Raw genomic sequence first — 11,436 nt, forward strand, 5'->3', positions numbered from 1 at the left:
CATGGCTACCGATTACGACGCACCCCGGAAGACTGAAGAAGAACAGTCCGAAGACAGCATTGAAGCACTCAAGGCTCGTCGGCATGAGAAAAATTCAGGCAAGGTCGATGTAGACGAAACCGAAGCAGCAGAATCGTTCGAACTACCCGGAGCCGATCTCTCGCACGAAGAACTCGCCGTGCGGGTCGTCCCGAAGCAACTCGACGAATTCACCTGCAGCTCATGTTTCCTCGTCCATCACCGAAGCCAACTGGCGTCGGAGAAGAACGGCAAGATGATTTGCCGCGATTGCGATTTTTAGGACCTACGGGACCTTCGCTTCGCCCGCTTACCGGTCGTTTCCTCCACTGGAGGAGCGGCCGGTTTCTGGTTGGCGGCCAGCGCGGCCTCGCGCCGCGCGGTTGCTTCGGGCGTCTTGAGTGGCTTCATGCCCGGCGGTAGACTCCCGGTCGATTTGATCCAGTAGTTCGCGGTGCTGCGCCGCACCAGCACCTTCACGAGTTCAACCCCCGCGCCAGCAACGATCGCCCAGCCGACCGCTTCGGCGTTGGTGACCTCGGGGTGTTTCGCGTTCGTGGGCGGCTGCTTGCCCGTGGCCAAACGCCACGACGCTGCGGTGATCCGTTGGGCGACGAGAGCGGCGGCGATGGTCGACGCGCGATCCATCATCTTCCAGGCCTGTTTGGTGGACTGCTTTGTTTTGATCTTCTTGGCGGCGGGAGCTTTGTTGCCCTTCTTCTTACTGCTCTTCTTCGACACGCTGTTCTTCTCCGATCGGTTGACGCTGATCCTTGTCCGCTGTGGCCAGTGATGCAACTAGTGCATCCGGGCGGCGGGTCGATACGAGCCAGTAAGGAGTCGGGTCGCGGGGGTCGTTGACCTCGACTTTGACGGCGGTCGGAACATACGAACGTATGCGGGAGAACGCGCGGGCATCGGCGCCGGCACCTCGGGTGTGACGGAGCACCTCACGGTCCAGCGCGGTGGCTGCCCCGACCGCGGCTCGTGGCAACCGCGCACCTCCGGCGAGTAAGTCTCCGCCGCGCACTTCGATTTCAAGCGAGCCGGCGATCCAGAGCGGAACGGCCAGTGCGGCTGCGCTGACAATGCCCACGACGGTCCCGACAGTCCAGTTGGAGACCACGAGAAAGATCCAGCCGGTGCTGACTGCGAAGCCGACCACGAGTAGCCACCAACCGGCCGAAGGGCGGAGCGTCTCGGAATAATTCGTCACGGGTCAAGACTGCACTACCCGACAGCGTGGATCCAACGGGTAGGGTCGATCGCGTGGTTGATGTTCAGATTTGCCGGCTGGATCCGACGATTCCGCTGCCCGCATACGCCCATCCAGGGGACGCTGGCGCGGATCTGCATTCGCGCCTCGACGTCAGCATCGAACCGGGGGAGCGGCAGCTCGTGCCAACGGGAATCTCGATCGCGCTGCCGGACGGCTTTGCCGCATTTGTCCATCCACGGTCGGGCCTAGCCGCACGGCACGGGCTTTCGGTGGTCAACACGCCCGGCACTATCGATGCGGGCTATCGCGGTGAGATCAAGGTCTTACTCATCAATCACGACCTGCACGAGCCGATTCGGTTGTCCCGTGGCGACCGCATCGCGCAACTCGTTATCCAACCGGTCGCGCATGCCGAGTTCGCCGAAGTGACAGTGTTGCCCGACTCAGTTCGTGGCGCCGGCGGCTATGGTTCCACGGGCGGCCACCGCAGCTTGAACGACATATCCGAACAAAGGGAGAGTGTTTGATGCGTATACGTCGGAAAACACAGGACGAAGCCGTCAACGAGACAGACGACGACGCGGACGAGGTGACGACTGAGGTCGACCAGACACCAGAGCCGCTGGCGGTCGACGTGCGCGCCAACGGGCCATGGGATGTGAGTGAGAAGTCGCCCGGCGATGACCCCACCTACATCGATCTCGGTGCGCTCGTCATCAAGGGAGAAGTTGGTTTCAATCTCCAACTGCCCACCGACGGCGACAGCGACATCATCGGTTCGGCAGTGCTCATGACCGAGGATTCGGCAATCGAGTTGCGTGCCTTCGCGGCATCGCGATCGGGCGGTCTGTGGGAAGAGATTCGCGCCGATCTGATCGAAGAGGTCGAGAAGCTTGGTGGTGAGTATGAAGCCACCGATGGCGTCTTCGGCGCGGAGATCAGGATTCGCGTTCCCGTGCCCGATCAACCGGATCTATTCCAGCCCAGTCGCATCCTCGGCATTGAGGGTCCGCGCTGGTTCCTACGTGCCACGTTGCTCGGCAACGCCGGCCTCGAACCCGAGGATGAGGGCGTCCTGATCGATGCGCTACGCAACACGATCGTGGTCCGCGGTAGCGAACCGATGATGCCGCGCGAGGCACTGACGTTGACGCTCCCGGCCGGAGCCGAAGTTTTCCAAACCGATGATGACGGCGAAATTATCCGCCCGGATGATGAGGGTTAAGTCGGCGAATAAGTTTGGTCATGCCTAGACTTGAAGCATGAGCGGACTCATCAGCAGGACCATCGGTCGACTGACAACGGTCGACGACGAGGCAGGCGAACTCAAACAGGACGCCGCACGGGCTGGTTGTTCACCAATCGCTACGCAGCCAACGCGCGAGCCGGTGTCGATTCACGGCGTGCTCAGATCAGTCACGCATCGACCTAACAACGGCGTCTCAGCGCTCGAAGCAGAGTTATATGACGGCTCCGCGAGCGTGACGCTTGTCTGGCTCGGCCGGCGCCGCATTGAAGGGATCGAACCGGGCCGACAATTGACCGCATTCGGTCGACTCGGGATCCGCCGCGGGGAACGTGTGATTTATAACCCGCGTTACGAACTCGGCGTATGACCGACAACACCGATAATGTTGAAACGGTAGAGCACCTCGTTCGAGCCCAACTCGCAAAGGCCCTTGGCGGTCGGCGCGGAGTGCTCGAAAGCGCAGTCCCGACAATTGCGTTCACCATGGCGTGGATCATTGGCCACGACCTTAAACCTGCACTCATCATCAGTATTGGTGCGGCAGTGGCGCTTCTGCTCGCTCGCCTACTGCAACGCAGCAATCCACAATTCGTCGTGAATGCGCTGGTCGGCATCGCGATTGCCGCCGTTTTCGCCACCCGCTCCGGTCGGGCCGAGGACGCCTTCCTGCCGGGAATTCTTTATAACGGTGGATATGCGGTCGTCTTGATCTTGTCGATCTTGGTTGGGTGGCCCGTACTCGGCTTCCTCGTTGGCAGCGTCACGGGCGATGCAACCGCGTGGCACGTGGACAAGGCGATGGTGCGACTGTGCAACCGGCTCACCTGGGTCCTCGCGGCACCCTGCATCCTGCGGGTGCTGATCCAGTATCCGCTGTGGAGTGGCGAACACGTCGCACTGCTGGGAACCGCAAAGATTGCGCTCGGCTGGCCACTTCAAGTTGCCAGCTTCGCCGCGATGGCATGGTTGCTCGGCCGTGACAAGACCCCGGTTGAGCGTTGAACTGACTCAGTGCTTCGGCGACAACAAATTCCCAAGCGCATCCTCGGAGGCCGCAGGCGTGACGAACAGAAGTTCATCGCCGGCCTCGAGCGAGCGGTCACCGTCGGGCGTTTGAATCGTGTTGTCGCGCAGAATGGCCACGAGAACAACATCAGGAGGCCACTTGACCTCCTGCACGCTCCTGCCGACGAATGGCGAATCGTCCGGCATCGTCAGTTCGACGAGATTTATTTCGCTCTGACGGAAAGTGAACAACCGCACGAGGTCGCCGACCGTGACCGCTTCCTCGACCAGCGACGCCATCAGCCGTGGCGTTGAGACCGCGACATCAACGCCCCAGGATTCACCGAAGAGCCATTCATTGCTGGGGTGGTTGACCCGGCCGACAGTGCGCGGCACCGAAAACTCTGTTTTAGCTAATAGCGAGATGACCAGATTGGCCTTGTCGTCGCCGGTCGCAGCGATAACAACATCACAGGTTTCGAGTTGCGCTTCCTCCAATGAGGAAAGTTCGCAGGCATCGGCCAACAGCCATTGCGCGTCGGGCACCGATTCGGAACGGATCGACGAGGGCTCTTTGTCGATCAGCAGGATCGAGTGGCCGTTCTCGAGCAACTCCTGAGCAACCGAGCGGCCCACTGCACCAGCGCCGGCGATAGCGACTCTCATCTAGTTCTCCTCCGGCCCGGCCTCGAGGGCCTGATGCACGTCGTGGGCTTCGTCCTCGCGCATGAACACAGCAAGGAAGTCACCCTCTTGGATCACGGTGTCGGCGCGCGCGATCTGGCCACCGCCGAGTCGGGTAAAAAAGCCGATACGGACCTTGGTTTGACGTTCGAGTTCTGCCACGGAACGGCCGATCCACGCAGTAGGCGCGTAGACCGTATCGAGTCGGAGTTCGCCCGAAGGATCGCGCCAGGTCGGCTCTGAACCGGTGGGCAGCAGACGGCGCAGGACCTGATCGGATGCCCAAGGCACCACGGCAACTGTGGGAACGCCGAGACGTTCGTAGACCTCGGCGCGGCCCGGGTCGTAGATGCGGGCGACGATGTTGCCGACTCCGAACTGTTCGCGCGCGACGCGCGCGGAGATGATGTTCGAGTTATCGCCGCTCGACACGGCCGCGAATGCATCCGCATGCTCGATGCCGGCCTTGATGAGGACTTCGCGGTCGAATCCGACACCGACGACCGTGACGCCGGAAAAATTTGGTCCGAGACGCCGAAACGCTTCCGGGTCGGTGTCGATGACGGCGGTCGTGTGGCCGCGCTTTTCGAGGCTTCGCGTAAGCAGCGCGCCGACTCGTCCGCAGCCCATGATCACTATGTGCACGCAGGAGACGCTACACCGCCGACACCGAGATTGTGTCGATGACGTCTGCGGGGTCTAGCATCGTGGCCGTGGGAATAGCCGACATCGCAAAACGTACCGTCGTGGGTCGCAAACTCCGCAGTACCCAATTGGGGGAGACACTTCTTCCCAAGCGACTGGCTCTGCCGATTTTTGCCAGCGACGCATTGTCTTCGGTTGCTTATGCCCCCGATGAGATCTTTCTGACGTTATCGCTCGGCGGTATGTCGGCCTATGCGTTCAACTGGAAGATCGGTGCCTGCGTTGCGTTGGTCATGTTGACCGTCGTTGCCTCCTATCGGCAGAACGTCCATGCCTATCCCAGCGGCGGCGGCGACTACGAGGTCGCGACGGTCAATTTGGGCCGCAAGGCGGGCCTCACCGTCGCGAGTGCGCTGTTGGTCGACTATGTGCTCACCGTGGCCGTGTCGATCTCCTCAGGCGTCCAGAACGCGTCCTCGGCGCTGCCGTGGCTCAATGGCCATGAAGCGACCGCAGCTAGCGTCCTCGTGCTCGCTTTGATGGCGATGAATTTGCGTGGAACTAAGGAATCGGGCAAGGCATTTGCGGTCCCGGTTTATGCGTTCATGTTTGCGATCATCGCGATGGGTATCTGGGGCTATATTCGCGAAGCCTTCGGCACACTGCCGAAGGCCGCAAGTTCCGTGTACGAGATCGCTCCGGCCGAACAGTTCTCCGGTGCCGTCTCGAGCGTCGCGATGGTGTTTCTGTTGGCGCGGGCATTTTCCTCGGGCTGTACGGCGTTGACCGGCGTCGAAGCCATCAGCAATGGGGTACCGGCGTTCCGCAAGCCCAAGAGCCGCAACGCGGCCACGACGCTGCTGATGCTGGGCACCCTGTCGATCGCGATGTTGATGAGCATCGTCGTGCTGGCCGACCTCATGGACCTTCGTTATGTCGAGGATCCGGCACGTCAATTGTTGCTCAACGGCAAGGCGATCGGCGCCGGCTATGAACAGAACACCGTCATCAGCCAACTGGCCGAGGCGATCTACGCCAATTTGCCGATCATGTTCTACTTCACGGTTGCCTGCACCGGCCTGATTCTGGTTCTTGCCGCCAACACGGCATTCAATGGTTTCCCCGTGCTGGGTTCGATTCTTGCTCGGGATGGCTTCCTGCCCAAGCAGTTGGACACCCGTGGTGATCGGCTTGCGTTCAGCAACGGCATCGTCCTACTTGCTGTCGGCGCGATTGTGCTCATCCAGGTTTTCGACGCCGAAGTCACCAAGCTGATCCAGTTGTACATCGTTGGCGTGTTCGTCTCATTCGTTTTAAGCCAATTGGGGATGATCCGACACTGGACCCGGCACCTGGCAACTGAAACTGACCCAGCCGAACGCGGCCGCATGTTCCGGTCACGGATCGTTAACGGTTTCGGCCTGGCCATGACGGTCACGGTCTTGTTCATCGTCCTGATCACCAAGTTCTTGGCAGGTGCCTACATTGCGATCATTGCGATGGCGCTGTTATTCGTCATGATGTTGGCGATCAACCGGCATTACGAGCGGGTTTCGGCCGAACTCGAGATTGATGACACGGATGTGATCTTGCCGTCGCGGGTACATGCGATCGTCCTTGTCGGAAAATTGCACAAGCCCACGATGCGGGCATTGGCGTATGCGCGGGTGTCCCGGCCAAATACCATTGAGGCGCTTTCGGTGAAGTTCGACGCCGCCGACACCGAAGCGCTCATGAAGCGCTGGGACGAGCTTGAAATCAATATCCCGCTCAAGGTCATCGACTCGCCTTATCGCGAACTTGTGCGGCCGGTGGTGCGCTACGTCAAGGAACTCCACAAGGCGAGCCCACGTGACGTCATCACGGTCTACATCCCCGAGTACGTTGTGGGTCGCTGGTGGGAGCAGTTGCTGCATAACCAGACCGCGCTGCGGCTCAAGGGGCGCCTCCTGTTCACACCCGGCGTCATGGTCACGAGCGTTGCGTTCCAGTTGCGGTCGGCCAAACAGGTCAAGGCGCTCAAAGAACGTTCAGCCGCTGGCGACGTGCGGCGTGGTCCGCGGGGGAGCCGATGACTGAGCAGCCTGGCCCGGTCGTCGAGATTGAACGCATTGCCCACGGTGGGCATTGCATTGCGCATCTGGATGGCCAGGTCGTGTTTGTTCGGCATACGTTGCCGGGTGAACGGGTCCGGATCGTCATTACCGAACGCAACAAGCGATTCCTGCGTGCCGACGCGGTCGAGGTCATCAAGGCAGCACCCGGAAGGGTCGACCCGCCGTGCAAGTACGCCGGTGTCTGCGGTGGCTGCGATTTCCAGCACATCGATCCCGCCACTCAGCGAAAACTGCTCGGCGATGTTGTACGCGAACAACTGCGCCACCTGGCCGGTATCGACTGGGACGGTGTCGTGGAAGCGGTGCAGCCCGACGACCTTGGCTGGCGCACGCGTATGACCTACACGATCGACCGCAACGGTCGCCCGGGGCTTCGCAAGCACCGCTCGCACGATGTCGTCCCAATCGACAAGTGCCTTATCGCCAGCGACCGGCTGCCCGCGGTGCTTGATCACACGTGGAAGGCCGACTCGCTCGAGGCGGTGGTCTCGTCGCAGGATGATCAACTCGTCGTGATCGAGGAAAATCGTGGCAAGCTGCCTAAACTCGGCCCGGTCAGCATGGTCACGACGGCCGGGAAAGTCCTGCGCGGCAAAGCCTCGGTGACCGAGCACGTCGGCGAGCATTCGTTCCGGGTCAGCGGCTCCGGGTTCTGGCAGGTCCACCCGCAAGCTGCCTCGGTTCTGGTGGACACCGTTATGTCCGCGCTCGAGGTGCGGCCGGGCGAGCGGGTCGCGGATCTTTATGCTGGCGTCGGTCTGTTCACCGCTTTCCTCGCCGCTGCCGTTGGCACTACCGGCACGGTGTTCAGCGTCGAAGCCGATCCCGGCGGATCGCGCGACGCACGCCGCAACCTGCACGCCCAATCGCAGGTCACTTTAATTCCGGCGCCGGTCGAGTCGGCGCTCGCGGCCGGAACAATGGGGGATGCGCTCGACCTTGTCGTGCTCGACCCGCCGCGCACCGGTGCCAAGGCGGTCGTGGCACCCATCGCAGCGCTTCGCCCACGTGCGATTGCCTATGTCGCCTGTGATCCAGCCGCGCTGGCTCGGGACATCGCGACGTTCACAACGCTCGGATATCAGGTCAACTCGATTCGCGCATTTGACCTGTTCCCCATGACACAGCACGTGGAGTGCGTTGCGGTCCTTGTCAGGGACTGACCTAGCCGACAGGGTGGGGGTATGCAATTTGCCAATCCGCACGTTTGCCCAGATTGCCAGCACCGCATTAGCGGAGAATCGCACTGCCCGACGTGTGGACTCGACTTAACCTCAGTTGCCGTCCGTCAGTTGTGGCAGACCTTGTTACAGGCCGACGATTTGTTGTTGCAGGCGCGCAGCACGTCGACGGCCGCGTCGTCGGCAGCCCAAGCTCCGCCTGAGCCGCAGCGCGCGCAACCGCAGCAGCCGCAACCGCAGCCGGTCAATCAACAGGCCGCGCCCATTCCTTCGGCACCGGAAGCTTCTGCCCAGCCAACGCATTATCCCAGCTATCCGCGTGCCGGTGGCCCGGTTCCGGCGGCTCCGCCGCGCGCAGAGCGCAATTGGTCGGTTGGCACCATCATCTTGGCGTTGGGCGCATTCGGCCTGATTGTGGCGGGTTTCATTTTTGTCACCAAATCCTGGGACAACCTGGGTCTGGTCGGGCGCACATTGATTCTCAGTGCGGTCACAGTCGTCATCGGGATGCTGGCCCTCTGGGTCACCCGGCGCACATTGCGGGCTTCAGCCGAAGCGGTGTGGACGGTTTTTCTCGCCCTACTCACGCTCGACTTCTTTGCGGCTCGATATGAGGGCATGGCTGGGCTCGGTGCAATAAGTCTGCCGTGGGCGTGGGTTATTTGGGGCGTTGTTTTAACTGGTCTGGCCATTCTCATCGTTCTCATTGCCCGACCACGGCTGCATACCGATCTGGTTACCGCGGCGATCGCCGGATCGATCGGCATTGCGCTCGCTGGCATCGGGTCCGCTGCTATCGGTGATGACTGGGACCTTTCGTGGCGATCCTTCGTCGCGCTCATAGTGGCCGGGCTTCTGGCGCTGGCGACACGACCTGCCAACATCCGCGCGCTGACGATCGCGGCGCGAATCCTTGTCGGGTTGTTTTTCCTGTTCGCATACGGCGTTGCACTCGTTGAACTCCTCGACCACTCGGCGCTGAGTCAACTCGTCGACGAGCGTCATGGCTTGCCGATGTTGCTCATGGCCGGAGCGTCGATCGTTGTGGCGGCCGTGGTTCGGCAGGTGCGTATCCCGGCGGTCGCGCTTGCGGTCGTTGCGTTGAGTGCGCTGATCATGACTCCGGCCGCCGATGAGTGGTACCCAGAGGGCGTCTGGGTCGTGTTTGGCGTGCTCGCCGCAATCCTTGCGGTGGCAGCGCTGCGTGGCACATCCGATTGGGTCCGTGGCCTACGGCTCGGGGCCGTGCCGCTGTTCATCGGACTCGTGACCATCGTGATTATGTGGCTTGGTGATGTCGTCGACGTCGCTGGTCGTGCGGTCAACGAGAGCTGGGCAGGGGCCTGGGATGCCCGCCTTGATTCGCAACTGACGGTGCGGACTGATTGGTGGTGGGTGCTGGCGGTGCTTGCTGGCTGGCTCACGGTCGTGTGGGCCGTGCCACGGTGGCCCGAATGGCGCCGAACTTTTCCAGATTCCACTTGGCTTTTCGCACCGGCCGCTGGGATTGCTCTAGCTGAAGCAGTTGTTTTGTGCCGGCTCCCGGTGTGGGTCGCTGTTGCCGTATTACTGACTGCGGCCGGAGTGCTGCTGATAGCCCAACTCAGGTCGGCTGCACCGATGCTCGGAGCGGTCGGGGCAATCCTCGCGTCCGGCGGCGCATTGCTGGCGCTGTCAAATGCCAGTCTGTCGAGTGTCGCGTGGATCATTGCTGCGCTATTGCTGGCCGGGTTCGTCTTCGTGGATGGGCCAATATGGCTACGGATGGGCTATTCCGCAGTCGCTGCAATCTTGACCATCGGCGCCGGCACCGCAGTCGTCGAGATGGTCGACGGCACCCAGTCGGTCAGTGTTTTCGTAGCTCTTGGGATCGGCCTGACGCTGATCGCCGCAGCCAATTTGATCCTGACTACACACATCGCACGAATTCCGCTGGAAATCGTCGGCGCGGTCGGCACTCTCACAGCATTAGTGTGGGCCGGATCGTCGGGTGAACTGTCGGCGCGGTGGACGATCGCCGGCGTGGTTCTCATTGCGCTCGGATCGGCTGTTGTATCGCGTCGTTGGTATGTCGGACCTGGCATCGCGGCGCTGATCGTGGCCTACCTGCTGCTGATCGTCAATCAAGGTTTCACTTTCGTGGAGGCCTACACATTGCCGCTCGGAGTGGCAGCGCTCGCAATTGGACTATTCACGATTCGGAAGCACCCGACCAGTAGCACCTGGATTTATCTCGGCGCCGGACTTGCCTTGTCGATGCTTCCGAGCCTGCCGCAAGCGCTTGCCAACCCGGTCGGGTTGCGTGCGCTCATACTGGGCATCGGCGCGGTTGTGGCATTGGGCGTCGGCGTTCGGTTGGGTTGGCAGGCGCCGTTCGTCGCCGGTGTGTCGGTTGCCGTTCTGTTGGTCCTGTTCAATATCGGCCCGTACGCAAATGCCGCACCCCGTGTCGCGCTCATCGCCGTCGTGAGTGCAATCCTGCTGGGACTGGGCATCACGTGGGAAGATCGTATGCGTGACGGCCGAGCGATCGTTGGATATGTCAAAGCAATGCGTTAGGGACCCCATGACACAACTCGAGTCGATCCGCAGCATGCGACGCGCGGCGTTGCTTCAGGACGCGTTGCTGTTTTGCGGGGCATTCACCTCCGGCGCGGTGGTTTTCACAATCGCGCACGGGCTCGTGGACCTGTTCGGTGATGGCAAGAACTATTGGGAGATTGGACTGTCCGATGGGCTGATTCTGACCGGCCTCATTTTTGGTGAGGTCTTCCTGCTGTGGAATAACGGAATACGCCAAGGGTTGCGCGGCCATTCGATCGGCAAACATCGGGTCGGGCTCCGCGTTGTCGATGTGGCGGATGGCCAACCGACCGGCGCGGCCCGTGGCTTCGTTCGCGGTCTCGTCATGGTCGCGCTTCTCGATCTCTCTGTTGCCGCGATCCCAATCGGGCTCCCGACAGTTTTGCGCAGACTGACGCCCGAAAGTTGGCATTTCGGCGGAGCGGCCTACCTAGCGCTGATCGTGCTTGTTGTTCCCATCGTTCTGCAGTCGCGCCGTGGCCTTGCCGATGTGTTGGCCCGCACGCGGGTTGAGACAGCAACTGGTGAGGGTTCGCAACTGGCGCCGGGCCGCCGCACGATACTTGAGTACCTAGCCGTCGTGGGTGTCCTCGGCGTAGTCGCGGTCGGGGCCAATTATGTCGTCTTTTATTGGCCGTTGTTCTTTCATTTCCCGGACTTCTTCTGAACCACAGAACTGCACGACTCGTCGTTGCGGGAGTGGAAGTTTGTCTCAATTGGATGTATCTTGATGTC

At 61.5% G+C, this 11,436-nt stretch carries 13 protein-coding genes; 9 read left to right on the forward strand and 4 right to left on the reverse strand.

What is annotated here, in order from left to right:
* Nucleotide 1 precedes the first annotated feature (1 nt).
* On the forward strand, nt 2-301 hold the full coding sequence (locus AC2YB9_RS08625; protein ID WP_487268458.1) for a DUF4193 domain-containing protein: 300 nt from the start codon (nt 2-4) through the stop codon (nt 299-301).
* Here the strand turns inward: AC2YB9_RS08625 and AC2YB9_RS08630 are convergent.
* Complete coding sequence (locus tag AC2YB9_RS08630) at nt 298-759, reverse strand: DUF4235 domain-containing protein (RefSeq protein WP_487268459.1); 462 nt, start codon at nt 757-759, stop codon at nt 298-300. The two genes, AC2YB9_RS08625 and AC2YB9_RS08630, sit on opposite strands and share 4 nt — an antisense overlap.
* Entirely contained in the window at nt 740-1,234 is a 495-nt protein-coding gene (locus AC2YB9_RS08635) for a DUF3093 domain-containing protein (RefSeq protein ID WP_487268460.1), read from the reverse strand. The genes AC2YB9_RS08630 and AC2YB9_RS08635 overlap by 20 nt, the downstream gene beginning before the upstream one ends.
* 53 nt (nt 1,235-1,287) lie before the next feature.
* Between AC2YB9_RS08635 and dut the strand changes: the two genes are divergently transcribed.
* From dut to AC2YB9_RS08655, 4 genes are read left to right on the forward strand one after another with little or no spacing between them, the layout of a single operon-like run.
* Nucleotides 1,288-1,764 carry a dUTP diphosphatase gene (dut, locus tag AC2YB9_RS08640; RefSeq protein WP_487268461.1) on the forward strand — a complete coding sequence of 159 codons (477 nt, stop codon included), beginning with the start codon at nt 1,288-1,290 and terminating at the stop codon, nt 1,762-1,764.
* On the forward strand, nt 1,764-2,462 hold the full coding sequence (locus AC2YB9_RS08645; protein ID WP_487268462.1) for a DUF3710 domain-containing protein: 699 nt from the start codon (nt 1,764-1,766) through the stop codon (nt 2,460-2,462). Before dut ends, AC2YB9_RS08645 begins: the two co-directional genes overlap by 1 nt.
* A 37-nt stretch (nt 2,463-2,499) precedes the next feature.
* Nucleotides 2,500-2,853: an OB-fold nucleic acid binding domain-containing protein gene (locus AC2YB9_RS08650; RefSeq protein WP_487268464.1), complete on the forward strand. Its 354-nt coding sequence runs from the start codon at nt 2,500-2,502 to the stop codon at nt 2,851-2,853.
* Nucleotides 2,850-3,488, forward strand: a complete 639-nt coding sequence (locus AC2YB9_RS08655; protein WP_487268465.1) for a DUF3159 domain-containing protein — start codon at nt 2,850-2,852, stop codon at nt 3,486-3,488. Before AC2YB9_RS08650 ends, AC2YB9_RS08655 begins: the two co-directional genes overlap by 4 nt.
* A gap of 6 nt (nt 3,489-3,494) precedes the next feature.
* Here the strand turns inward: AC2YB9_RS08655 and AC2YB9_RS08660 are convergent, their stop codons facing one another.
* On the reverse strand, nt 3,495-4,157 hold the full coding sequence (locus AC2YB9_RS08660; protein WP_487268466.1) for a potassium channel family protein: 663 nt from the start codon (nt 4,155-4,157) through the stop codon (nt 3,495-3,497).
* The gene (locus AC2YB9_RS08665; protein WP_487268467.1) at nt 4,158-4,820 is read right to left on the reverse strand and encodes a potassium channel family protein; all 663 of its coding nucleotides are present in this window, start codon (nt 4,818-4,820) and stop codon (nt 4,158-4,160) included.
* Nucleotides 4,821-4,888: 68 nt separating this feature from the next.
* Here AC2YB9_RS08665 and AC2YB9_RS08670 point away from each other — a divergent pair, with 68 nt between their 5' ends.
* Genes AC2YB9_RS08670 through AC2YB9_RS08685 form a run of 4 tightly spaced genes read left to right on the forward strand, consistent with a single transcriptional unit; the run spans nt 4,889 to nt 11,368 of the window.
* Nucleotides 4,889-6,895, forward strand: a complete 2,007-nt coding sequence (locus tag AC2YB9_RS08670; protein WP_487268468.1) for an APC family permease — start codon at nt 4,889-4,891, stop codon at nt 6,893-6,895.
* A complete protein-coding gene (locus tag AC2YB9_RS08675; RefSeq protein ID WP_487268469.1) occupies nt 6,892-8,100 on the forward strand; it encodes a class I SAM-dependent RNA methyltransferase in 1,209 nt (402 codons plus the stop codon). Before AC2YB9_RS08670 ends, AC2YB9_RS08675 begins: the two co-directional genes overlap by 4 nt.
* 21 nt (nt 8,101-8,121) lie before the next feature.
* Nucleotides 8,122-10,677 carry an SCO7613 C-terminal domain-containing membrane protein gene (locus tag AC2YB9_RS08680; RefSeq protein WP_487268470.1) on the forward strand — a complete coding sequence of 852 codons (2,556 nt, stop codon included), beginning with the start codon at nt 8,122-8,124 and terminating at the stop codon, nt 10,675-10,677.
* 7 nt (nt 10,678-10,684) lie between these two features.
* Entirely contained in the window at nt 10,685-11,368 is a 684-nt protein-coding gene (locus AC2YB9_RS08685) for an RDD family protein (protein ID WP_487268471.1), read from the forward strand.
* The last annotated feature ends 68 nt before the right edge of the window (nt 11,369-11,436 follow it).

It is taken from the genome of Aeromicrobium changchenzhani (assembly GCF_057586615.1).